This window comes from Microvirga sp. jy35, assembly GCF_056148915.1.
In genome coordinates this window covers 183,693-208,185 of the sequence record NZ_JBWBEW010000004.1, presented here as the reverse complement: position 1 = coordinate 208,185, position 24,493 = coordinate 183,693, and the positions used below count along the sequence as shown (strand labels likewise).

Below are 24,493 nucleotides of genomic sequence, written 5' to 3'. Positions count from 1 at the left end.
GGGTCGCGCGGCACCGACCTGTCCCAGATGAGTTCCGAGGTTCTTCCCTGATGCCCACCTCCTTCGCGATCTGCCGCGATGGCGAGCCTGTGCCCGAGAGCCTCAAGGGAGCTGTTGCGGCTATCGGCAATTTCGACGGGGTGCATCGCGGGCACCGGCACCTCCTGACCATGGCGTTGAACTCCGGACGGTCCGCTGCGGTCGTGACCTTCGAGCCGCATCCGCGCACCTTCTTCCAGCCCGACAGGCCCCTGTTTCGCCTGACGCCGGAGCCGGTGAAGCTGGCGATCTTCGCGCGCCTTGGTCTGGCGGGTGTCTTCCAGAGGCAGTTCAATGGAGCGCTCGCCGCACTGACGGCCGCGGGCTTCGCGGACCTGCTGGCGAAGGACCTGGAATTGTCGGGCGTGGTGATCGGCCACGACTTCCACTTCGGCCGCGGCCGCGAGGGCAATCCGGAGCGCATGATGGAGCTGTGCCGGGAACGGGGACTCGACTGCCTCGTGGCTCCGGCTGTCGTCGAGGGTACGGAGCCGGTCTCCTCCAGCGCCATCCGGGTCGCCCTGGAAGCGGGCGACATCGCCACGGCCAACAGGCTCCTCGGCTATCGCTGGTTCGTCCGCTCCGACGTGCGCCACGGCGACAAGCGCGGGCGGGTCCTGGGCTACCCGACGGCCAATATGCGTCTGTCCGACGACTGCCGCCTGCGGCACGGGATCTATGCGGTGCGGGCATCGGTCAGCGGCAGGCTCGTCGATGGCGTCGCCAGCTTCGGCCGCCGCCCGACCTTCGACAATGGCGCGCCGCTCCTCGAGGTGCATCTCTTCGACTTTGCCGGTGATCTCTATGGCCAGATTCTGGACGTGGAGTTCATCGGCTGGATCCGCGGCGAGGAGCGCTTCGACGGCATCGAGGCGCTGATCGCCCAGATGGACCATGATTCCATTGAGGCGAAGCGAATGCTCGCCGAGGATAAGACGGTTTCGATGATTGGATCATCTCGCTAGCGTCATCCCGGATGGCGAAGCCGATCCGGGATCGTGCAAACCAGTCCAGCACTGTCATCCCGGAGCCGCGTTAGCGGAGCCCGGGATCCATAACCGCTGACAGTGCAGAAGAGCGCGCGATGCGGTTCGCATTGTCCTGAGACGTCGTGTTTATGGATCTCCGCCTGCGCGGGGATGACAGTGTTGAGGTTCAGAGCCTTTTTCTGCACGCGATCCCGGATCGGCTGTGCCGTCCGGGATGACACGTTCATGCCGCAGGCTTCAGCGCCTGAGCGGCCATGGCGTAGCCGCCCATGGCCCCGTCGACGAAGTGAATGTGGTCGCTGCGGGTGGGCGAGGGGACGAAGCAGGTCATGAGAGCTGCCTCCTGCCGGTGCAGGCCATGGCGCGCGATGCCCTGCCTCTCCGACTCCTGCAGGAGCGCTTCGAGCCTGTCGGCGAGGGCCGGCGTGCAGTCGAGCGTCATCCGCAGGCCGTCATCGAACTTGCGGAAGTCCGTGTTCTCGACCAGCTGCTGCCGATACTGGGCGGGATCGAAGCCGCCGAACGAGCGGCCTGTCCGAAAGATCGTGAACGCGGCCAAACGCCCGGCCGCGAGCCGCATCAGGGGCCACAGGCGAAAGCCGCCCGTCCCGACCGTCTTGGCCTCTATCCCGAACCCCTTGAACGGGGACGCGAGCGGAGGTCCCTTGTCCGGCAGTGGGCGACCGGCTTCCTGACTGTCCGCCAGGACGAGCACCTTGCTGATGAGCGCGTTGAAAGCCTCCGGGTCTGCTGTGAGAATGGGCAGGATGATCAGGGAGAGGATGACGCCGCGCTCCGGGGTGATCTCGTCGAACCGGCAGCTCAGGCCGGTGAGGTCGGGCAGGGTGCCCGGAGGAGCCGCCGGAATGGCGAAGGTGCCTTCCTTCATCTGCCGCTCGGCATAGGCCAGGCCGCCGCCCGCGAACATGGCATAGGACACGTCCGGCGAGGCGGAGAAACGGGCAATGCGCACATCGTGGCCCTGGGCTCTGATATCCGAGACCGGTACAAGGGCGATGCGGAGTTCGAAGCCGAAGGCATCCCGCACCCAGGCCGCGACAGCGGCGAGCGCGTCCCGTGCGAGGTCGAACTGGGAGTCCGGCAGGGCGAAGCTCGCGCCGTCGCCGCCGAACACGAAGGGGAATTCGCTGGTGCCCAGCTTGTTGGCCACCGCCGCGATGACGGCGGCGGCGGCGGTGTTGACTTCCTTGTAGCGTCCCGCCTGGATCGCCGCGGTGGAGCGGACGATGTCGCTGAGGCCGAGCACCCAATCGTCCGGAACCGGCATGTAGCGCCCAGGATCGGTCAGGTCGGAGAAATGATCGAAGACCGGCAGGCGGGCGTAGAAATTGGCGCCCGTCCCATCGTCTGCTCCCTGATGGCCTGGCTCCATGGGGTCCTCAGCCCGTGACCTCGCCCTCCGGCGCGCCCCGTCCCAGTTCGTCCGGCAGCGGATCGCCTTCGGCCACGAAGCGCATGGAAACCGAGTTCATGCAGTAGCGCTCGCCCGTGGGAGGCGGGCCGTCATTGAACACGTGGCCGAGATGGCCCTCGCAGCGGGCGCAGCGGATCTCCGTGCGGACCATGCCGTAGCTGGTGTCGCGCACGAAGGCCACGTGTGCGCGGTCGATGGGATCGAAGAAGCTGGGCCAGCCGGTGCCGGATTCGAACTTGGTCCCGGCATGGAAGAGCGGCAGCCCGCACAGGCGGCAGCAATAGGTGCCCTTCTCCTTGGCCTCGTTGAAGATGCCGCAGAAGGGACGCTCCGTGCCGTGCTCCAGGAGCACGCGGCGCTCCTCGTCGTCGAGATTGTTCACGAGCGCTCGGAACTGCTCGGAGGTCGGCGGGGAGAGGTCGAAGCCCGCACGAGAACGTCGTTCGGCCGTGGTGGTCGAGTCTGCCATGGTCTGTTCCTTCCTGCCCGTCGCCTGTTGGATAGTGTAGGGCCGGTTCCTGCTCATAAATAGGCATCAGGTCCGGGAATCACCACGCTTTATTATCCGGCCCGGCGCTGCTAAAAGGCTCACCATGTCCATGGTTTCTCAGGCCCTGCCGGCGGCCCGGATAGGCGCGGCGCGAATTATCGGCCCGGCTTTCGCATGACCTGCGAAGGTCCGGGATCCTAGCCGTTCGCCCTCGAGAGAAGCCTGTTGCGCCCGCCTGTCCCCGGGCCACACAAGACCTGATTGACCGTCATGACCGATAAGCTAGAGCGCGCCACCCGCGACTATTCCGAAACCCTGTTCCTGCCCCAGACCGAGTTCCCCATGCGGGCCGGCCTGCCGCAGCGGGAGCCGCTGCTCCTGCAGCGCTGGAACGAGAACCGGCTCTACGAGCGCCTGCGCGAGGTCCAGAAGGGCCGCCCGCGCTTCGTGCTCCACGACGGGCCTCCCTACGCCAACGGCAACATCCATATCGGCCATGCCCTCAACAAGATCCTGAAGGACCTCGTGGTCCGCTCCCAGGGCATGCTGGGCTTCGATTCCAACTACGTGCCGGGCTGGGACTGCCATGGCCTGCCGATCGAGTGGAAGATCGAGGAGGAATACCGCGCCAAGGGCAAGAACAAGGACGATGTGGACATCGTCGAGTTCCGCCGCGAGTGCCGGGCCTTCGCCGAGAAATGGATCGACGTGCAGCGCGAGGAGTTCAAGCGCCTTGGCGTCGAGGGCGACTGGTCCAACCCCTATCAGACCATGTCCTACGACGCGGAAGCGCAGATCGCCCGTGAGATCATCAAGTTCGCGACGGGCGATCAGCTCTATCGCGGCTCCAAGCCTGTCATGTGGTCATCCGTCGAGAAGACCGCATTGGCCGAGGCCGAGGTCGAATATCACGAGAAGACCTCCACCACGATCTGGGTGAAGTTCAAGGTCACCAACACCCTCGACGGCGATCTCGACGGCGCCTCGGTTGTCATCTGGACGACGACCCCCTGGACGATCCCGGCCAACCGCGCCATCGCCTATGGCGAGAACATCGCCTACGGCCTCTACACGGTCACGGAGGCCGCCGACGACAACTGGGCGAAGGTGGGCGACCGACTCGTGATCGCCGACAAGCTCGCGGCGGAAGTCTTCGCGGCTGCGCGCGTCGCCGGGTATGAGCGCGTGAAGGACGTGCTGCCGGTGATGCTCGAGCGCTGCGCGCATCCGTTCCGCGGGCTCGAGGGTGCCAACGGCTACTGGGATTTCGGCGTGCCGGTGCTGCCGGCCGATTACGTGACCGACGATGCGGGCACGGGTTTCGTGCACACGGCTCCGGGCCACGGCGCCGACGACTACAACACCTATGTGAAGCATCGCGACGTGTTCGCGGCCTGCGGCACGAAAGAGGTGCCGCATACGGTTTCCCCCGATTCCTCCTATTTCCCCGACGTGCCGTTCTTCGCGGGCGAGCGCATCTACGACGACAAGGGCAAGGATGCAGGCGCCAACGAGGCGGTGATCAGGAAGCTCGTGGAGGTCGGCGCGCTCATCGCGCGCGGGCGCCTCAAGCACCAGTATCCCCATTCCTGGCGCTCCAAGGGTCCGCTGATCTTCCGCAACACGCCGCAATGGTTCATCTCCATGGACAAGCCGCTGGACGACAAGGGCGACACCCTTCGTCAGCGTGCGCTCCACGGCATCAAGACCGTCGAGTGGGTGCCGGAGACCGGCGAGAACCGCATCAACGGCATGATCGAGAACCGGCCAGACTGGGTTGTCTCGCGCCAGCGCGCCTGGGGTGTGCCGATCGCGGTCTTCGTGAAGAAGGGCACCAACGAAATCCTCAAGGACGAGCGTGTGAACAATGCCATCGCGGAGGCCTTCGAGAAGGAGGGCGCCGATGCGTGGTATGCCGATGACGGGTCGCGCTTCCTGAAGGCGGGCGGATACGATCTGAGCGACTTCGAGAAGGTGAACGACATCCTCGACGTGTGGTTCGACTCAGGCTGCACCCATGCCTTCGCGCTGGAGAAGCGCGAGGACCTGAAGGTGACGCGCAAGGTCGACGGCGGCCCCGATCAGGTCATGTATCTCGAAGGCTCCGATCAGCATCGCGGCTGGTTCCACTCATCGCTGCTGGAGAGCTGCGGCACGCGCGGCCGGGCTCCTTATGACATCGTGCTGACCCACGGTTTCGTCCTCGACGAGAAGGGTCAGAAGATGTCCAAGTCCCTCGGCAACGTGGTCGCGCCGCAGAAGGTGATCCAGGATTCCGGTGCCGACATCCTGCGCCTCTGGGTGGCGGCCTCCGACTACTCGGACGATCTGCGCATCGGTCCGGAGATCCTGAAGACCTTCGTCGAAACCTATCGCAAGCTGCGCAACACGATCCGCTGGATGCTGGGCTCGCTGGCGCATTTCCGAGAGGCCGACAAGGTTACGTTCAACGAGATGCCGGAGCTGGAGCGCTTCGTGCTGCATCGACTCGCCGAACTCGATGGCGACATGCGCGAAGCCTACGGCAGCTTCGACTACAAGCGGGTGATCGCGCTCCTCAACTCGTTCATGACTACGGATCTGTCCGCATTCTACTTCGACATCCGCAAGGACTCGCTCTACTGCGATCCGATCTCGAGCAAGGTGCGCAAGAGTGCGCTCACCGTGATCGACCAGACCTTCCGCTGCGTGGCGGCCTGGATCGCGCCGATCCTTGCCTTCACGGCGGAGGAGGCATGGCTTGAGCGCTATCCGGGGGCCGAGTCGGTGCACCTTGAAACCTTCCCCGCCGTGCCGGCGGAGTGGCGCGACGAGGCGCTGGCCGAGCGCTGGGCAAAGGTGCGCCGGGTGCGCCGGGTCGTCACAGGCGCGCTGGAGATCGAGCGCGCCCAGAAGCGCATCGGGGCGAGCCTCGAGGCCGCGCCGGTCGTCCACATCGCGGATGAGAGCCTGCTCCAGGCCGTGCAGGGCCTCGACCTCGCCGAGATCTCCATCACGTCCGGCATCCAGGTGGTGCAGGGCGAGGGGCCGGCGGAAGCCTTCCGCCTCGAGGACGTGAAGGGCGTGGCCGTGGTGCCTGCTCCGGCCCAGGGTCGCAAGTGCGCACGGTCGTGGAAGGTGACGCCGGACGTCGGCACGGATCCCGACTATCCCGATGTAACGCTCCGCGATGCGGCGGCCCTGCGCGAGTGGGATCAGCTCAGGGCGGCGGCCGAATGAGCAAGGCGGATGAGTCAGGTGCGCCTGTTCCAGAGGCCGGAGCGGCCGCTCAAGCCGGCCCGCAGCGTTCCCGCGCTGCGGCCCGTCCGCGCAGCCCGAAGAGCCCAGGCAAGGGCCGCTCGGTGCCCAAGGGGCTTTCGGCGGCTGCGATCCTCGGCTTTTCCGCCGCGCTGATCACCCTCGTCCTCGACCAGGCGACCAAGCTCTACACCCTGTTCGTCTTCGACCTGCCGGTGAAGGAGCCGGTGGAGTTCGCCCCGTTCATCAACCTCATCGTGGTGTGGAACCGGGGTATCTCCTACGGGCTGTTCCAGCAGAATTCCGATCTCGGCCGCTGGGCCCTGATTGTGGTCTCGATCCTGGCCGCCATAGGCCTGTCCGTCTGGATCCGCCGCACCGCGGCCAAGCTCCTGGCGACATCCCTGGGTCTGATCGTCGGCGGAGCCGTCGGCAACGTCATCGATCGGCTGGCCTATGGCGCCGTGTTCGATTTCATCCAGTTCCACGTCGGGTCATGGTCCTGGTACGTGTTCAATGTGGCAGATGCGGCCATCGTTGCGGGGGTGGTCGGTTTGCTCTATGACTCCTTCGTCCTGGAAGGGCGTCGGGCGAAGAAATGATATTCTACAGCGCCCGGCTGCCATATGTTCGCCAGAATGAGCGATCAGGCCTTCCGGCCACAACGACAAACCAATGGTGGGTGCCATGAAGGGAATGAAAATCGTAGGGTGCGCGGGGGCTCTGGCGCTTCTGGTCGCCGCTACCGGCGCTTCGGCGCAGGAGGGCGAAACCGTCAAGAGCCTGCTCGGCAGCATCGGCATCATTCCCAAGGAAAAGGACCCCATCGTTTATAACGAGCGTGCTCCTCTCGTGCTCCCGCCGAGCATGAACCTGCCCGCTCCCGCGCCCGGCGGCGGCGCCGAGGCGCGCAACGGCAACTGGCCCAAGGACCCCGACGTCGCGGCTCGCCGCAAGGCGGCGGCCGATGCCCGGACGCCCTGGACCAGCACCGAAGCCTACAAACTCAGTGAAGGCCGCCGCCTCTCCATCGAGGAGATGCGTGCAGGGCGCAACCCGAACAACATCGCCACTACCGCCCCCGCTCGCTCCGGTGCGCAGGCCGATATGAGCCGCATGACCCCGGATGAACTGCGCTCTTTCGGCAAGGACGAAAAGGTCGAGCTTGCAGGCGACGGCATCGAGCGCCGTTACCTCAGCGATCCTCCGGGCACGCTGCTCAAGGCCCAGGGCGGCGGCCGCCTCAAGGCGTCTGCCGATCCGGTGGTGAACGGCGATCCCGAGGGCCCCCAAGCCTTCATCCGCCAGCAGCAAGAGCGTCGGCGATAGCCACCCACTCTTCATCTCTTTTTCAGGCGAACGGGCTCCCCCCGCTTCGCCTGAAAACGTTATGGGGGTCCTGAAAGGCCAAGTTCGGTTTCGCCTCCGGGCGCGAACCGTCTCCCTGCCGGAAAGTTTCGCAGCCTCGCTTGCGTACCCCCCCAATTCGACTATTCCCGTAGGTCTGATCCTGCGAAACGATTTGATGTCGCCAAGGTTGAAACGTCATGGACACTGCCTCTAAGCCCATTCTTCGCGCCGACGCCGCCTCCTTCGGGCGGACGGAAGGCAGTGGTCCGAACCTGTCCTCCTTCACCCTCGACAACGGCCTCGATGTGGTGGTCATCCCGGATCACCGCGTACCGGTGGTCACCCACATGATCTGGTACCGCAACGGTTCGGCGGATGATCCGATCGGCCAGTCGGGGATCGCGCACTTCCTCGAGCACCTGATGTTCAAGGGCACCGAGAGGCACCCGGCCGGCGAGTTCTCCAAGGTCGTGTCCGGCCTCGGCGGCCAGGAGAATGCCTTCACGTCCTTCGACTACACGGCTTACTTTCAGCGCGTCGCCCGCGAGAACCTCAAGACCATGATGGAGTTCGAGGCCGACCGCATGACGAACCTCCTCCTGGAGGAATCCGTCATCGCTCCTGAGCGGGACGTGGTGCTGGAAGAGCGCCGCATGCGGGTCGAGACCGATCCCTCGGCGCAGCTGTCCGAGGCCATGGCGGCCTCGCTCTTCGTCCACCATCCTTACGGCATTCCGATCATCGGGTGGATGCACGAGATCGAGACCCTCAACCGCGAGCACGCCCTCGACTATTACCGCCGCTTCTACACGCCTGAGAACGGCATCCTCGTGGTCGCCGGCGATGTGACCGAGGACGAGGTTCGGCGCCTCGCCGACGGCACCTATGGGCGCATCGCTCCGCAGGGCAAACGTCCGATCCGCGTTCGCCCGCGCGAGCCGGAGCCGGTGGCGGCCCGCCACATCACCGTGGCGGATCCCAAGGTCGAGCAGCCCACCATGCAGCGGCTCTATCTCGTGCCGTCCTGCCGCACCGCCTCGCAGCGCGACTGCTATTCGCTCGAACTGCTCGCCGAGGTGATCGGCGGCGGGCCGACCTCGTATCTCTACCGCAAGCTCGTCATGGAGCGCGGCATCGCCGTCAATGCGGGCGCCTGGTACATGTCGTCCGCCATGGAGGATACCCGCTTCTGCGTCTATGCCGTCCCGTCCGAGGGCGTGTCGCTCCAGGCGCTGGAAGAGGCCGTCGATCAGGTGCTGAAGACGATTCCGTCCGAGGCTCTGGATGCGGATTCCATCGACCGTGCCAAGACGCGCCTCGTGGCCGAGACCATCTATTCCACCGACAGCCAGTCCTCCCTCGCCCGCATCTACGGTTCGGCGCTCGCCATCGGCGAGACCATCGAGGAGGTGCGCCGTTGGCCGGTCGAGATCGAAACCGTCCTCAAGGACGACCTGGCTTTCGCCGCCGAGCGCTATCTCATCCCCCGCCGTTCCGTGACGGGCTACCTGCAGAAGTCGGTCGCTTGAGCCGCCTGCCCAGAATTTGAGGTCATAATGACAGCTTCTGTCGAAACCCTGTCCTCGTCCCCGACCCAGGTGAAGGCGCTGACCTCCCCGGGCGGCGTCGAGGTCTGGCACGTCGAATCCGACGTGGTGCCGCTCATTGCCGTCTCGTTCATCTTCGAGGGTGGCTCGGCCCATGATCCGGTGGACAAGCCTGGCGTGGCGCAGATGCTCGCCCGATTGCTCGACGAAGGCGCTGGCGAATACGATTCCGACGCGTTCCAGGAGCGCCTGGCCGCCCGTGCCATCGAGCTGTCCTTCAATGCGGGCAACGACGCCCTGGGCGGCTCACTGAAGACGCTGGTCAAGCATGCGGACGAGGCCTTCGAGCTGCTGCGCCTGGCGCTCGCAGCGCCGCGCTTCGATCAGGATTCCATCGAGCGCGTGCGGGCCCAGACGATTGCAGGTCTGAAATACCAGCAGAACGATCCCGGCGTGATGGCCACGCGCCGCTTCTTCGAAGAAGGCTTTGCAGGCCATCCTTACGGGAACCCGACCTCCGGTACGCCCGAAAGCGTCGCTGCGATCACGCGGGACGACCTCGTGGCCATGCACCGGGCGATCATCGCCCGCGGCCGCGTCAAGGTCGCGGTGGTGGGCGCCATCGGGAGCGACAATCTCTCGGCCCTGCTCGACAAGGTGTTCGGCTCCCTTCCGGAAGCCAAGCCCTTGAGCGTCATCGAGCCGGCGACGCTGCAGATGATCGGCTCGCGCATCGTGGTCGATCTCGACGTGCCGCAATCGGTCATCCGCTTCGGCATGAACGGCATCGCCTGGCGCGACCCGGGCTTCATCCCGGCCTATGTGCTCAACCACATTCTCGGCGGCGGCGCCTTCACGTCCCGTCTGTTCCAAGAGGTCCGCGAGAAGCGCGGTCTTGCCTACAGCGTCGGCACATCGCTGGTGAGCTACCGCTCCGCCGCCATGACCTGGGGCTATACGGCCACCAAGAACGAGCGCGTCGTCGAGGCTCTCGATGTGATCGCCGGCGAGATGGCGAAGCTGACGAGCGAAGGGCCCTCGGACGAGGAACTGCAGAAGGCGAAGGACTATCTCATCGGCTCCTATGCGCTTGGGTTCGACACCTCGACGAAGATCGCCCACACCCTGGCCCAGATCGCCTTCGAGGGCCTCGGCATCGACTACATCGCCCGCCGCAACGCGCTTGTCGGTGCGGTGAGCCAAGCGGATATCCGCAAGGCTGCCGAGCGCATCTTCGGCGACGGCCGGATGCTGACCGTGATCGCGGGACGGCCGACCGGGGTGTGAGTCGGTTATCCATCCCACAGTATCCTGCAAGTATGGCCGGGAATGACACCCACCACGTCATGGCCGTCCCCGGACTTGATCCGGGGATCAGTCCCGGCCATCCCGATACTGAGAAGCGCCGCGCCTCACCGCATCGGGATCACCGGCACAAGGCCGGTGATGACGAGGGGATAAGTTTTCGGCCAGCCTCTCAGGCCAGAGATCCAGGTTCTGTGCCGCGACTCTAGCCTCAGCCTCCGCTCTGCCCTAATCTTGGCTCCCTCTTTGAAGCGAGTCGGAGTACGCCTATGCCCCTGCAGCAATCGATCGATCTTGCCCTGGATGCCACTATCGGGGAGGGCGGTCTGCCGCAGGCGGCGCTGGACGAGGCGCTCGCGCTCGTGGGCGAGGCCATGAAGCGGTTGGCGGAGGACGATTCTTCGGGGCGGCTGCCGCTGCTCCACATGCCCCGCACCACGGACGACCTGGCGAGCGTGCGCGAGGCGGCGACCTTCCTGCGCGACGATGCCACCGACGTGGTGTTCCTCGGCACGGGCGGATCGAGCCTCGGCGGCCAGACCCTGGCACAGTTGAAGGACTATGCGGTGCCGGGTGCCGGGCGCTTCACCGAGAGCCCCCGCGTCCATTTCCTCGACAATCTCGATCCGGTCACCCTCGACCGGGTGCTGCACAAGCTGCCGCTCTCCTCGACCAAGTTCGTGTCGATCTCGAAATCCGGCGGCACGGGCGAGACCCTGATGCAGACGATCGCCGTGCTCACGGCCCTGGAGAAGGCGGGCCTGAGCGCGCATCCCAAGGACGTTTTCCTCGGCCTCTCGGAGCCGCGCAAGAGCGGCGTCAGAAACGCGCTGCGCGATCTGCTGGAGCCCGAGGGCGTGCGGTTTCTCGAGCACCACACTGGCATCGGCGGACGATACTCGGTGCTCACCAATGTGGGCCTGCTGCCGGCAGCGGTGCTCGGCCTGGACATCGCGGCGATCCGTCAGGGTGCGGCGGACGCATACGAGCCCTTCCGCAGCGGCGCTGCGGCCAAGGACGCGCCGGCCGCGCTCGGGGCCGCACTCAACGTGGCCATGGCCAGGGACGGCAAGGGCATCACGGTCGCCATGGCCTATGCGGACCGCATGGAACGCTTCACCCGCTGGTGGGTGCAGCTTTGGGCCGAGAGCATCGGCAAGGATGGCCACGGCACCCAGCCGGTCGCCGCCATCGGGCCGGTGGACCAGCACAGCCAGCTCCAGCTCTATCTTGCAGGCCCCAACGACAAGCTCTTCACGGTCATGACCACGGGTGTTGCGGGCAAGGGGCCACTCATGGACGAGAAGCTCGCCAAGCGGGCCGGCGAGCCGGGCTTCGGCGGCAAGCATATCGGCGATCTCGTGGCCGCGCAGGGGCGCGCCACGGCCGATACGCTGGCTCGGAACGGCCGCCCGACCCGCCAGATCCATGTCGAGACGCTCGACGAGCGCGCGGTGGGCGAACTGCTCATGCATTTCATGCTGGAGACGATCCTCGCCGGCTACGCGCTCGGCGTCGATCCGTTCGACCAGCCGGCGGTGGAAGAGGGCAAGATCCTCGCCAAGCAGTATCTCGCGCAGGGATAGCCATCACAAGCAAGAGCGGCTTGCGATCCGACATCCGCAAGCCGCGTTGTGTCGGGCGGGGCGCAGAATGCCCCGCCCGCTGATCTTTCAAGCCGCAAACTGGTTCATGGTGTTGTGCGCGCCGCCGGCCTTCAGCGCGGCCTCGCCGGCGAAATACTCCTTGTGGTCGTCGCCGATATCGGAGCCGGCCATGTTCTGGTGCTTCACGCAGGCGATGCCCTGACGGATCTCCTGCCGCTGCACGTTGCGCACATAGCCCAGCATGCCCTGCTCGCCGAAATACTCCTTCGCCAGGTTGTCGGTGGAGAGCGCCGCCGTGTGATAAGTCGGCAGGGTGATGAGGTGGTGGAAGATGCCGGCGCGCTTGGCTCCGTCCGCCTGGAAGGTGCGGATGCGCTCGTCGGCTTCCCCGGCGAGTTCGCTGTCGTCGTAATCCACGCTCATCAGCTTGGCGCGATCGTATTGCGACACGTCCTTGCCGGCCTTCTCCCAGGCATCAAAGACCTGCTGGCGGAAGTTGACGGTCCAGTTGAAGGACGGCGAGTTGTTGTAGACGAGCTTCGCGTTCGGAATGACCTCGCGGATGCGGTCGACCATGCCGGCGATCTGGTCCACATGCGGCTTCTCGGTTTCGATCCACAGGAGATCCGCGCCGTTCTGCAGCGCCGTGATGCAGTCGAGCACGCAGCGGTCCTCGCCCGTGCCGGGGCGGAACTGGAACAGGTTGCTCGCCAGCCGCTTGGGACGCAGGAGCTTGCCGCCCCGGTTGATCACCACGTCGCCGTTGGTGCAGTTCTCGGGCGTGATCTCCTCGCAGTCGAGGAAGCCGTTGTAGAGGTCGCCGATGTCGCCCGGCTCGCGGCTGAAGGCGATCTGCTTGGTGAGGCCGGCGCCGAGCGAGTCGGTGCGCGCGACGATCAGGCCGTCATCGACGCCGAGCTCGAGGAACGCGTAGCGGATGGCCCGGATCTTGGCGAGGAAGTCCTCGTGCGGAACGGTGACCTTGCCGTCCTGATGGCCGCACTGCTTCTCGTCCGAGACCTGGTTCTCGATCTGGAGGCAGCAGGCGCCGGCCTCGATCATCTTCTTGGCGAGAAGATACGTCGCCTCGGCATTGCCGAAGCCCGCATCGATGTCGGCGATGATCGGGACGATATGCGTCTGGTAATTGTCGATGGCATTCACCAGCTCCCGTTCCTTGACCATGTTGCCGCTCTTGCGGGCGCCGTCGAGATCGCGGAACAGCATGCCGAGCTCACGGGCATCGGCTTGGCGCAGGAAGGTGTAGAGCTCTTCGATCAGGGCCGGAACGCTGGTCTTCTCGTGCATGGACTGGTCGGGCAGCGGGCCGAATTCCGACCGCAGGGCAGCCACCATCCAGCCCGACAGGTAGAGGTAGCGGCGCTTGGTGGAGCCGAAATGCTTCTTGATCGAGATCATCTTCTGCTGGCCGATAAATCCGTGCCAGCAGCCCAGCGACTGGGTGTAGAGGGACGGATCGGCATCGTAGGCCGCCATGTCCTCGCGCATGATCTTGGCCGTATGGCGGGCAATGTCGAGCCCGGTCCTGAACTGGTTCTGCAGCCGCATGCGGGCGACCGACTCGGGATCGATGCCGTTCCAGGTGTTTTGGCCCTCGATAAGGATCTGAGCCTGTGTGATCTGATCTTGGTAAGCCACGGTCGTGTTCCTCGTTTTTGTGAAGGTTGAACGAGGAAGTACCGGGAGCGTTCGAGGCCGTGAAGGCGAGTTAAGGTTCAGGTGTCAAGCTTTACAAGATAGGCAGAGTCAAATTGTAAATTATTTACAACTCCGGGATTTCTTTGGATGCTGCCAAGCTGTTGATATTCCTGGCGGACTGCCATGCTGATGCTTTCGCGCCCTCTAATCTGTTGATCCTTATCGACGATCGTTCATCCTAAAGGTGAAGCCGCCCTGACGAGGTACGGAGGCCGCAGATGTCCCGGGTCTGTGACAAGACGGGTGTCACTGTTTTTACAAGCCGGTAGCCTGTCGAGGCGCTCCTTGCAGGGTGGTCAGCTCCGGACAGGACCCGGCCATGACGCTGGCGGGGTCGAAACGGGCGGGGGAATAACGTCGTCCGTTCTGGTTTCCGGAGCTGCGAGAGCCTATCTTCCCCTGATTCCGAATTCTTGAGATCCGCAATCCTCATGCATGTCCGCCGCCTCGATCCCATCCTTGTCGACCGCATCGCTGCGGGCGAGGTCGTGGAGCGCCCGGCCGCGGCCGTGAAGGAACTGGTCGAGAATGCCGTCGATGCGGGGGCAGCCTCCATCGAGATCACCGTGGAGGCGGGCGGCCGCCGCCTCATCCGCATCGTCGATGACGGTCGGGGCATGACGCCCGAGGATCTGGAGCTCGCGGTCGAGCGCCACGCCACGTCCAAGCTCCCGGACGGCGACCTGTTCGCCATCAACACCCTCGGGTTCCGCGGCGAGGCCCTGCCGTCCATCGGGGCGGTGGCGCGGCTGTCCATCGTGTCCCGCACTGCCGAGGCCGAGACCGGCAGCGCCATCGTGGTGGAGGCGGGGGTCAAGAGCCCGGTGCGGCCCGCGCCCGCGCCCAAGGGCACCCGGGTCGAGGTGACGGACCTGTTTTCCGCCACGCCCGCGCGCCTGAAGTTCCTGAAGAGCGACCGCTCGGAAGCCCAGGCGGTGGCGGAGATCGTCAAGCGGCTTGCCATCGCGCACCCCACGATCCGCTTCACCCTCTCGGGCGAGCACATCACGGGCTTCACCTATCCGCCCGAAGAGCCCGGCGAGCATGGTTTCCTGCGCCGCCTCTCGCGGGTGCTGGGACCTGAGTTCCACGAGAACGCCATGATGATCGGGGTCGAGCGCGAGGGCGTGCGGCTGAACGGTTTCGCGAGCCTGCCCACCTATCATCGCGGCACCGGCACCGCGATCCATTTCGTGGTCAACGGACGGCCCGTGCGCGACAAGCTGCTGTTAGGGGCCGTGCGCGGCGCCTATGCGGATGTGATGGCCTCCGACCGGCACCCGGTGCTTGCCATCATGATCGACCTCGATCCACACGCCGTGGACGTGAACGTGCATCCGGCGAAGACCGAGGTGCGCTTTCGCGATCCGAATTTCGTGCGCGGATTCGTGGTGGCGGCCCTGAAGGAAGCCATCACCCGCTATGCCTTCCGGGCCTCGTCCACCGGCGGCACGCGCACGCTCGAGAGCCTGCGCCCTCAGGGCGCGACGCCCCTGCGTCCCGCCTACCCGCACCGCACGCATGCCGTCCGCCCCACAGGGGCCTTCGCCAACTGGCAGGCTCCGCTCGATCCTCCCGAAGGATCCTACACACCGGGCCACGGTCTTGCAGAACGGCAGGCGAGCCTGCCCGATCTCTCCGCGCCCTCCGCCGACAGCCGCGCGACGCTTGGCGAGATGGAGCCGCAGGCCGAGGAGGCGCCGCTCGGTGCGGCCCGCGCGCAGCTTCACGGAACCTATATCGTGGCGCAGACGCAGGACGGCATCGTCATCGTCGACCAGCATGCGGCGCATGAACGCCTCGTCTATGAGCGCCTGAAGCGCGAGCGCGCCTCGTCAGGGATCGCGCGGCAGATGCTGCTCATCCCCGAGGTGGTCGATCTCGACCCTGTGGATGCTGACCGGGTGCTTGCGGAGGCGGCCTCGCTGGAGAGCCTCGGCCTCGTGGTCGAGCCGTTCGGCCATGGCGCGCTTCTCGTGCGCGAGGTGCCGTCGGCTCTGGCGGGAGGCCGCATCAAGGCGTTGGTGCAGGACGTGGCCGATGCGCTCGCCGAATGGGGGCAGGGCGCTTCAAACCCGCTGGAGGAGCGGCTCGATGCGGTTCTCTCCCGCATGTCCTGCCACGGCTCGATCCGGTCCGGGCGGCGTCTGCGTCCGGAGGAGATGAACGCTCTTCTTCGCGAGATGGAGGTGACGCCGCTCTCGGGCCAGTGCAATCACGGGCGGCCCACTTATGTCGAGCTCAAGCTGAGCGACATCGAGCGCCTGTTCGGACGGCGCTGACGTGTGCCTGATGGAGCCCCTCACCCATGGAGGAGCTCACACGATGGTCAGATGCTGGTCTGATAGAGCTTGAGGTTCTTGCGAGCCGGCTTGGCCGCGAGATGAGCCGGCATGGCGGCCCGATCGAGACAATCCTCGAAGGTGAGCGTGCGGGGCGCTTCGACGGTCATGACGGCATCGTCTTCGTCGGAGCTGAAAGCGATCCCGGCGAAATCACCCTTGCGCCAGCACACCCGCGCCCGGCGGACCTGCAGGTCGTGGGCTGCGATGAACACATCGAAGGTCTCGGGCAGGTCCATCTGGGGCTTCAGGGCGATCCTGGCACCGCCGGTCGAGATGTCGCGCACCACGCAGGGGATCATCGCATCCGGCCCGAGCATGATCTGCGCCGGGTGATGGGCAGGAAAGCGCCTGGCGTGCCGGCGGTTGTCGGAGGCAGTGACGGGGATCATGGAAGCGACCTGAGGCAAATGGCCAATGAAGCTTTGCATTAACCATTTGTTAACCGGCTTCTCAAGTCCCTCGAAAGAGGTATCCCGGAAGAGTATGGGGATTGTGCCTCGACCTAACGGGAAGGTCCCTTCCGTTCTGCCGAAGCGGCCCAGATGTTCAGGTCGCCCTCGCCGGCGAACCGATCGATCTCGGCGAGCTCCTCCGGAGTGAACGACAGGTTTCCGAGCGCGCCCACGCAGTCGACGACCTGTTCTGGACGGCTCGCGCCGATGAGCGCCGAGGTCACGCGCCCGCCGCGCAGCACCCAGGCGAGCGCCATCTGCGCCAGCGTCTGCCCGCGCTGCTCGGCGATGCCGTTGAGGCCGCGGATGCGGGCAAGGTTCTCTTCGCTCAGGAAGGAGGTGCGCAGGGACTTGCCTTGGGCGGCGCGGCTCTCCTCGGGGACGCCATTCAGGTACTTCGTCGTCAGCATGCCCTGCGCCAGCGGCGAGAACACGATGGATCCCACGCCGACCTCGTCGAGCGTGTCGAGGAGCCCGTCCTCCTCGATCCAGCGGTTGAGCATGGAATAGCTCGGCTGATGAATGATGCAGGGGGTCTTGAGCTCACGCAGGATCCCGACCGCCTCGCGGGTGCGCTGGCTGTTGTAGGAGGAGAGGCCTGCATAGAGAGCCTTGCCCTGCCGCACCGCCGAGTCGAGCGCCAGCATGGTCTCTTCCAGGGGCGTGTCCGGATCGAACCGGTGGGAATAGAAAATGTCCACATAGTCGAGCCCCATGCGCTTGAGGCTCTGGTCCAGGCTGGAGAGAAGATACTTGCGGCTGCCCCACTCGCCGTAGGGGCCGGGCCACATGCGGTAGCCCGCCTTGGTGGAAATCACCATTTCGTCCCGCAGGCCATGGAAGTCGTGCCGGAGGATTTCACCGAACAGGGTCTCGGCGGATCCGGGAGGAGGGCCGTAATTGTTGGCAAGATCGAAATGCGTGATGCCGAGATCGAAGGCCGTACGGCAGATATCCCGTGCGGTGGCGGCCGACTTGTCCTCGCCGAAATTGTGCCAGAGCCCGAGCGAGATCGCCGGCAGCATCAGCCCGCTGCGGCCGCACCGGTTGTAGGTCATCGCATCATAGCGGTTGGCGGCGGGCAGGTAGGCCATCGAAATCTCCAGCGCGGCAACAGGGCAGACGACTTACATAGCGCGCCTTACCTGCATTCAACACCGTGAATGCAGGACCGAAGGCCTGATCGCCATCTCCATTGCCCTATGGGGCGATGACCGTGTTGCGGCCTTCACGTCATGGCCGGGCTCGTCCCGACCGTCCCGATCCGCTTGTGCGTGGCGCCTCACGAACCGAGATCACCGGCACAAGGCCGGTGACGGCATGGTGGCTGTGGCAGGCGCAGGTCATTCTCAGAACCGCGTGACGACGCTGATGCCGAGTCCTTCGAACCGGTCCATTGCCATGAGAGCGGCAGGTGCCTCCTCCAGGCTCAGGTGCTTGCCTATGAGCCTCTGGGGCGCGAGCTTTCCAGCGCGGATCATCTCCATCATGTCCTGATAGCGGAAGGCCTGCATGCCGTGGCTGCCGTAGATCTCGAGCTCATGGGCGATGATCTGCGCCATCGGCACGGACGTGCGGGCATGATCGCCCACCATCAGACCGACCTGCACATGGCGTCCGCGGCGGCGCAGATTGGCGATGGAGTTGAAGCAGGTCACCGGGCTGCCCAGAGCATCGACGGAAACATGCGCGCCGCCCCTGGTGATCTCCTTTACCGCGCCAACCACATCGGCGGCATCACGGGCGTTGACGGTCGCCACCGCGCCCATCCCGCGCGCGAAGGCGAGCTTCTCCTCAGTAAGATCGACGGCGATCACGTTGGCCCCCATGGCGGTTGCGATCATGACCGCCGACAGGCCGACGCCGCCGCAGCCGTGCACGGCCACCCATTCGCCAGGCTTCACGCGCCCCTGGTCGACAATCGCGCGAAACGAGGTGACAAACCGGCAGCCGAGGCTCGCGGCAGTGGCGAAGTCGAGTTCCTCGGGAAGCATGACAAGGTTCGTATCGGCGAAATCCACCGCCACGTATTCCGCGAAGGATCCCCAGGCCGTGAAGCCCGGCTGGAACTGCTGCTCGCAGACCTGATGGTTGCCGGAATTGCATTCATGACAGTGGCCGCATCCGCCGACGAACGGCACCGTGACGCGGTCGCCCTTCTTCCAGCGCGTGACCTGCCTGCCAGCGGCAAGCACCGTGCCGGCGAGTTCGTGGCCTGGCACATGCGGCAGGACCACGTCGGAATCATGCCCCATCCAGCCGTGCCAGTCGCTCCGGCAAAGGCCCGTTGCCTCCACCTTGATCACAACCCCTTCCGCTGAAGGCGTCGGATCCGGAACGTTCTGCACGCGTGGCGGCTGGCCGAACTGCTCGAAGAGTACCGCTTTCATGATGAGCCCTTCCTCCGCGATGGGACAACGGCGGTATAGCGGTCGGGGCAGGGGAGGGCAAATGACGCGGGAGGAGACCTGGCGCTCCCCCTGTCATCCCCGCGAAGGCGGGGATCCATGAACATCACATTTCAAGAAGAGGCGATCAGCTTTGTGCCTCATTATGCACCGTCGGCGGTTATGTCCCGGGCTCCGCTGCGCGGCCCCGGGATGACGGCCTGGGATGTGAGGGACTGCACTCCATGCCGTTCAGATTACGTAGAAATCGTGAGAGTAGATCTTGAGGTTCTTGTTGAGGGTGGCGATCTTCACCTGCGCGGCCGAGCCGGTTCCATCCTTGTCGTAGTAGAGCGCGCCGGTTTCCTTGTCGTAGATGATCCGGTCCTCCAGATCCTGCGCGGCCTTGCCTTTCACGAACATGTCGGACTTGAACTTCACGCCCTTCGTCGATCCCTTGCCGAGTTTCGTGAAAATCTTGTCCTCGAGCTGGAACGAGTCGTACTTCGTGTTGAAGTCGTAGATCCGATCGACATTTGTGCTCTTGCTGGGCTTGGTGTCGAACACGAACACGTCCTTGCCCGTGCCTGTGCCGCCATAGAGCTTGTCGTTGCCGGTGCCGCCGTAGAGCTTGTCGGAGCCTGAGCCGCCATACAAAGCATCGTTGCCGGAAGAGGCTTTCAGCACATCGTTGCCGGAAGAGGCTTTCAGCACATCGTTGCCGCCTTGGCCCTTGAGCGTGTTCTTGCCCGTGTGGCCTGTGATCTCGTTGTCACTGTCCGAGCCGGTCAGGTTGGCTGACCTCTTGGACGATACGCCAGAGAGCTTGAGCACCTCCACCTCGGCAGAAGCTGATAGGGTGTAGGACGAGGAGGCCAGCACCGTGTCACGTCCGCCGCCTGCACTCTCCGCTACCACGTCGCCTGATCGCACTTTGTAGGCGTCATGACCCGCGCCGCCTTGCAGCTGTGCGGCGCCGCTGCCTGTCAGGATATCGGCATGGTTCGAACCGATAATGCCTTCGATGGAAATCCATGTGTCGCCGGCACCATCCCCGGAGGGATCCGCAAGGCTGGCGCTCACGCCCGCAACGGAGCTGGCAAACGATACAAAGTCGAAGCCGTCGCCGCCGTTCAGGATGTCGGCACCTGCGCCGCCATCCAGCGTGTCGTTGCCGCCTTCGCCGCGCAGGCGATCCGATCCAGCCGCCCCGCTCATGGCATCTCCGAAGGCGGAGCCGATATACTGATCGTCAGAGCCGGTGCCGATCACAGCTTGGCCAGCCTGCCGCGGGTCGACGATCTGAATGCCTCCGGAGAATTGAACAACGATCCGTCCATCCCTCAACACGGATAGGCCCTGGAGGTCGAACGATCCCGCTGTCACGGCCTCGTTCAGCATCATCTCTTCACTGATACGCCCCTTTTCGGGGTTGAAGATGGAGAGATAAACGTCGGAGACCGCAACGCCTCCATCGATTCTTGTCGCTTTTTTATATGCGGCAGCGAAGTCGCCATTGGGCACGGCCACCACATCCGGCAGGGCCGCCCAATCGTACGAACCAGCGGCAACAGGGATCTTACTGCCTATAGGCTTCGCCTGATCATTGAAGGCTTGCACGTACGGGATGTATGCAGGCTGATCGAGGTTGCCCATTTCAGTCCAGCCCACAACAAACCCGCCCTCCTTCAGAGCGGTGATCTTGATATCGCGTTCTCTAATGTTGGCTGCCGTGCCGCTGAAGATCGGCGCTAAAGGGATAGGGCCGGTCTCGTTCGCGGGATCGAGGATGAAAACTTGAAAGCTCGTATCGCTGTTACGAAGGGCAATGGCAACCTTTCCATCGGAGAGGGCAGCCAAGCTAACGACGGATCCAAAACCTTCTGTGCGCGTGGAGAAGGGAGTCTGTGCGAAGGGATAGGGCTCCGAGACAACGCCAGTGGGGCTTAGGATGCGCAGAAAGGCATCGCCCCCCAGGCTGCGGTAGGTGACAATGACGCTTCCGTCGCTGAGACCGATGGCATCGTCCGCTTTGTACTCTCCACCCTGGCTTTGGGGATCGCCATGGATGCCGGCAACAGGAATGGGCTTTCCAATCGGCTTTAAATCGCTTCCATAGAGTCCCATCCATGCTCCGGTGTGTCCGGGAGCGCTGGATACGATCGACCAGTTCAGGGCAATGCGGCCGTCTGGAAGTTCTACGACAGAATGACTGCTCGCGCCATGCACCAGGTTCTCCCAGAAGCCTGGATAATATGCGGACTCAAGAATCTTCTCTTCCTTCAGTGAGCCATCCGCATTGTAGATCCAGGCCCTCATCTTCATGTTCGGCGTCGCTGGATCTGTCTTGCCAACGACAAGGAAGGTGCCGTTGCTGAGCGCCGTCACATGAGGGTTGCCAACGGCAGACGAAAACGGGATCTGAGAGCCCCAGAAAAACGGTTTTGCCATCGCAGCCCCCATTGTGAGTGCAAGAATAGTGCCTCATGGCGTGGTGACGCAATGTTATGCAAAATCAGCAATAGGACAACCGTCTTGTTGCAGGAGCGTGGGCAGGCGATCTCAACCCCTGAAACGCCCGAACACCACCTTCGTCTCCCCGTAATCCCGCCGTTCGATCCCCTCGAAGCGCTCCGGCAGCGAGACCTCGACGCCCTGCGCCTCCTCCACGATGACGAGCGCATCCGGTACGAGCCAGCCGCCGTCTGCGCAGGAGCGGAGCGCCTTGGGTGCGAGGTCCTTGCCGTAGGGCGGGTCGCAGAACACCACGGAGAAGGGCGCGTTGGGCGCGGCCTCGCCCATGCGGGTGGCGTCGCGGCGGAAGAGGCGGGTGGCGCCGCCGGCGCCCAGGGCCTCAACATTTTCGCGAATGATGCCGCGGGCCTGCGCGCCGTCATCGACGAAAAGTGCGAAGGCGGCACCGCGGGAGAGCGCCTCCAGCCCCAGGGCGCCGGTGCCGGCGAACAGGTCGAGCACGCGCGCGCCCTCGATGGGGTCGTCGTAGGAATGCTGGAGGATGTTGAAGAGCGTCTCGCGCAGGCGGTCCGAGGTCGGGCGGATGGCGTCCGAACTCGGCCCCTTCAGCGAGCGGCCGCGCCAGCGCCCGCCCACGATTCTCATGGTTCAAACCTCATGAAGAGAGTCTCGCAAAGCTCACATTGAGCCTCATTCTAAGGGTCTGGATTGTAACGCACCGCCCCCATCCTGAGGAGCAGCGAAGCTGCGTCTCGAAGGAGGATCCAGTGCGTGCTGGAGGCGCCCTCGTCCTTCAGGACGGTCACTTCCGTGACCTCCTCAGGATGAGGGCCTGGGGCAAGGCCGCATAGGGAGCCAGCCCGGCTTGAGGCCTCTAACGCAGCTTCTCAGGGCGAGGTCGGTTTTTCCTCATGCTCCCTTAGCGGCGACCGCGCGGGCCGCCCTTGGAACCGCCTTTGAAGCCGCCCTTCGAGGCACCGCCCTTGGAGGCGCCCCTGGGACCGCTCTTGAAGCCGCCGCCGGCGCCGCCTCTCGGCCCGCCGCGCGAGGGACCATCGCCCCACGGAGGGCCGCGACGGGGACGGTCATCGTCGCCGCGGGCGCGGAACGGACGGTCTCCCTCGGAGCGGCGAGGGCGGTCATCGCCGCCCTCACGGGAGCGGAACGGCCGATCTCCTTGCGGCCTGCCAGGGCGGTCCGCGCCACCTTCGCGCGAACGGAAGGGGCGGTCGCCCTGGGGCCTGCGCGGACGATCCTCGGAACCCTCGTCGCGGGAGCGGAACGGCCTGTCGCCTGCCGGACGGCGCGGGCGGTCGTCGTCGCGGCTTGGACGGGCTGCGGCCTCACGCCCGCGACGGGCCGGAGCCGCATCGCGATCGTCACGGCGACGAGGGCGCTCCTCGCTGCCAGCACCGCCACGACCCCTGCGCGGAGCGGGTGCCTCCTCTTCCTGCGGCTGGCGCACCAGGCGCTCCACCCGGACCTTGCGGCCTTCCTTGGAGGTAATCGCGCCCACACGTTCGCGCTGACGCTCCCCGGACACAGCACGGGCTTCGCGCGGATCGGCGCCCCGGCGGGGCATCTTCTTGCTTGGTGCATCCTCGTCGGTCTCGCCGGCGCGCCACACGCTGCGCTTGGGGTCGAGGCGGGAGGGGCGCTTTTCGGGCTCCTCGTCGCGGCCGCGACGTTCGCCGTCACGGGCGCGGAACGGCCGTTCGTCATCGTCGCGACGGCGGCGCGGGCGCTCGTCATCGCGGCCGCGCGGGGACCGAGCAGGACGCTCGTCGCGCTCCTGTTCCTTCTTCGAGGAGCCGAAGGGCGCGATGGGCTCGCGCACGGGGCTCTCGAAATCGACACCGGCTTCGGTAGCCAGCGCTTCGCCGAGCTGATCCTTCAGCACCCTGGTGCGCACCTCTTCCACGAGGCCGACCTCGAGATCGCCGAGCTGGAACGGGCCGAAGGACATGCGGATCAGGCGGTTCACCTGCAGGCCCATATGCTCCAGGATGCGCTTGATCTCGCGGTTCTTGCCTTCGCGCAGGCCCATGGTGATCCAGGCGTTGTCGCCCTGCAGCCGGTCGAGGCGCGCCTCGATGGGGCCGTAGTCGATCCCGTCGATGGAGATGCCGTCGCGAAGCTTGTCCAGATCCGCCTGGTTCACCTCGCCATGGGCGCGCACCTTGTAGCGGCGCAGCCAGCCGGTGTCCGGGTGGGCGATGACGCGGGCCAGCCCGCCGTCATTGGTGAGCAGCAGCAGGCCTTCCGTGTTGATGTCGAGGCGCCCGATCGCCACCACGCGGGGCAGATCCTCCGGCAGGTTGTCGAACACCGTGGGGCGTCCCTCCGGGTCCTTGGCCGTGGTCACGAGGCCGCGCGGCTTGTGGAAGAGCCACAGGCGCGTGCGCTCCTTGGCGGGCAGGGGCTCGCCGTCCACGGTGATCATGTCGGCCGCCGTCACGTTGACCGCAGGAGAGTCCAGCACCTTGCCGTTGAGGGTGACGCGGCCTTCCGCGATCATCGCTTCCACGTCGCGGCGGGAAGCGATGCCCGCCCGGGCGATCACCTTGGCGATGCGGTCTTCGACCGGCTCCTGAGGCTCGGCCTGAACGGCGGGCTGCTCCTCGCGGGCGCGGCGCGGGCGATCCTCAGCGGAGCGGTCGAAGCGGCGCGGACGCTCGTCGCCGCCACGGCCCCGGAAGGGGCGGTCACCATCCTCACGACGCGGACGGAAGGGCTTGTCGCCACCTTCGCCGCGCGGGCGGAACGGCTTGTCCCCGGCGCTGCGGGCGCGGAACGGCTTGTCGCCGCCCTCGGAACGGCGCGGACGGTCGTCGCTGTCCCGGCTGCGGAAGGGACGGGCGCCGCCCTCAGGCCTTGGACGGAAGGGTTTGTCCCCATCGCGGCTGCGGAACGGCTTGTCTCCGGCGTCACGAGGCTTGCGCGGGCGGTCGTCGTCGCCTCGGGCGCGGAAGGGGCGCTCGCCGCCTTCGCGGGGCTTGCGCGGGCGGTCGCCGGACGAGGGGCGGCCACGGTCGGAGCGTCCCGGCGGACGGCCCCTGCGATTATCGTCGTTGCTGTCGGTCATGGGAGCCTGATAGCAGAGGTGCTCAAGAGAA

At 65.5% G+C, this 24,493-nt stretch carries 17 protein-coding genes; 8 read left to right on the top strand and 9 right to left on the bottom strand.

The features are described 5' to 3' along the window. The first annotated feature begins 50 nt into the window (after positions 1 to 50). On the top strand, positions 51 to 1,004 hold the full coding sequence (locus AC0QTX_RS05815) for a bifunctional riboflavin kinase/FAD synthetase (RefSeq protein WP_474602881.1): 954 nt from the start codon (positions 51 to 53) through the stop codon (positions 1,002 to 1,004). A gap of 247 nt (positions 1,005 to 1,251) precedes the next feature. Here AC0QTX_RS05815 and AC0QTX_RS05810 read toward each other — a convergent pair whose 3' ends face one another. Both AC0QTX_RS05810 and msrB read right to left on the bottom strand, forming a co-directional pair. Then, on the bottom strand, positions 1,252 to 2,421 hold the full coding sequence (locus AC0QTX_RS05810; RefSeq protein WP_474602880.1) for a DUF3095 domain-containing protein: 1,170 nt from the start codon (positions 2,419 to 2,421) through the stop codon (positions 1,252 to 1,254). 7 nt (positions 2,422 to 2,428) lie between these two features. Further along, on the bottom strand, positions 2,429 to 2,932 hold the full coding sequence (gene msrB / locus AC0QTX_RS05805) for a peptide-methionine (R)-S-oxide reductase MsrB (protein ID WP_474602879.1): 504 nt from the start codon (positions 2,930 to 2,932) through the stop codon (positions 2,429 to 2,431). A 291-nt stretch (positions 2,933 to 3,223) separates the two neighbouring features. Here msrB and ileS point away from each other — a divergent pair, with 291 nt between their 5' ends. The 6 genes from ileS (at position 3,224) to AC0QTX_RS05775 (ending at position 11,978) form a co-directional block, all read left to right on the top strand. Then, positions 3,224 to 6,172, top strand: coding sequence for an isoleucine--tRNA ligase (gene ileS, locus AC0QTX_RS05800; protein ID WP_474602878.1), 2,949 nt, complete (start codon positions 3,224 to 3,226; stop codon positions 6,170 to 6,172). Between the two features lie 149 nt (positions 6,173 to 6,321). Then, on the top strand, positions 6,322 to 6,792 hold the full coding sequence (gene lspA, locus AC0QTX_RS05795; RefSeq protein WP_474602969.1) for a signal peptidase II: 471 nt from the start codon (positions 6,322 to 6,324) through the stop codon (positions 6,790 to 6,792). 85 nt (positions 6,793 to 6,877) lie between these two features. Beyond that, positions 6,878 to 7,519 carry a hypothetical protein gene (locus AC0QTX_RS05790; protein ID WP_474602877.1) on the top strand — a complete coding sequence of 214 codons (642 nt, stop codon included), beginning with the start codon at positions 6,878 to 6,880 and terminating at the stop codon, positions 7,517 to 7,519. 218 nt (positions 7,520 to 7,737) lie between these two features. Beyond that, positions 7,738 to 9,069, top strand: coding sequence for a M16 family metallopeptidase (locus AC0QTX_RS05785; RefSeq protein ID WP_474602876.1), 1,332 nt, complete (start codon positions 7,738 to 7,740; stop codon positions 9,067 to 9,069). 27 nt (positions 9,070 to 9,096) lie between these two features. Then, on the top strand, positions 9,097 to 10,374 hold the full coding sequence (locus tag AC0QTX_RS05780) for a M16 family metallopeptidase (protein ID WP_474602875.1): 1,278 nt from the start codon (positions 9,097 to 9,099) through the stop codon (positions 10,372 to 10,374). A gap of 287 nt (positions 10,375 to 10,661) precedes the next feature. Then, positions 10,662 to 11,978, top strand: coding sequence for a glucose-6-phosphate isomerase (locus AC0QTX_RS05775; RefSeq protein ID WP_474602874.1), 1,317 nt, complete (start codon positions 10,662 to 10,664; stop codon positions 11,976 to 11,978). An 87-nt stretch (positions 11,979 to 12,065) separates the two neighbouring features. Here AC0QTX_RS05775 and AC0QTX_RS05770 read toward each other — a convergent pair whose 3' ends face one another. Then, on the bottom strand, positions 12,066 to 13,658 hold the full coding sequence (locus AC0QTX_RS05770) for an isocitrate lyase (RefSeq protein WP_474602873.1): 1,593 nt from the start codon (positions 13,656 to 13,658) through the stop codon (positions 12,066 to 12,068). 491 nt (positions 13,659 to 14,149) lie between these two features. On the opposite strand from AC0QTX_RS05770, the gene mutL reads away from it, so the two are divergent. Further along, positions 14,150 to 16,000, top strand: a complete 1,851-nt coding sequence (gene mutL / locus AC0QTX_RS05765) for a DNA mismatch repair endonuclease MutL (protein ID WP_474602872.1) — start codon at positions 14,150 to 14,152, stop codon at positions 15,998 to 16,000. Between the two features lie 47 nt (positions 16,001 to 16,047). On the opposite strand, the gene AC0QTX_RS05760 is transcribed toward mutL, so the two are convergent. The 6 genes from AC0QTX_RS05760 to AC0QTX_RS05735 all read right to left on the bottom strand — a co-directional run bounded on the left by AC0QTX_RS05760 (position 16,048) and on the right by AC0QTX_RS05735 (position 24,462). Further along, positions 16,048 to 16,452, bottom strand: coding sequence for a PilZ domain-containing protein (locus AC0QTX_RS05760; protein WP_474602871.1), 405 nt, complete (start codon positions 16,450 to 16,452; stop codon positions 16,048 to 16,050). A 113-nt stretch (positions 16,453 to 16,565) separates the two neighbouring features. After that, positions 16,566 to 17,609, bottom strand: a complete 1,044-nt coding sequence (gene mgrA, locus AC0QTX_RS05755) for an L-glyceraldehyde 3-phosphate reductase (RefSeq protein WP_474602870.1) — start codon at positions 17,607 to 17,609, stop codon at positions 16,566 to 16,568. A 255-nt stretch (positions 17,610 to 17,864) separates the two neighbouring features. Next, a complete protein-coding gene (locus AC0QTX_RS05750) occupies positions 17,865 to 18,905 on the bottom strand; it encodes a zinc-dependent alcohol dehydrogenase family protein (RefSeq protein ID WP_474602869.1) in 1,041 nt (346 codons plus the stop codon). A 249-nt stretch (positions 18,906 to 19,154) separates the two neighbouring features. Next, positions 19,155 to 21,353 (bottom strand): calcium-binding protein, encoded by a 2,199-nt coding sequence (locus AC0QTX_RS05745; RefSeq protein WP_474602868.1) that lies wholly within the window; start codon positions 21,351 to 21,353, stop codon positions 19,155 to 19,157. Between the two features lie 111 nt (positions 21,354 to 21,464). Next, positions 21,465 to 22,022: a 16S rRNA (guanine(966)-N(2))-methyltransferase RsmD gene (rsmD, locus tag AC0QTX_RS05740; protein WP_474602867.1), complete on the bottom strand. Its 558-nt coding sequence runs from the start codon at positions 22,020 to 22,022 to the stop codon at positions 21,465 to 21,467. A 274-nt stretch (positions 22,023 to 22,296) separates the two neighbouring features. Continuing rightward, positions 22,297 to 24,462, bottom strand: a complete 2,166-nt coding sequence (locus AC0QTX_RS05735) for a pseudouridine synthase (RefSeq protein ID WP_474602866.1) — start codon at positions 24,460 to 24,462, stop codon at positions 22,297 to 22,299. Between the last annotated feature and the right edge of the window lie 31 nt (positions 24,463 to 24,493).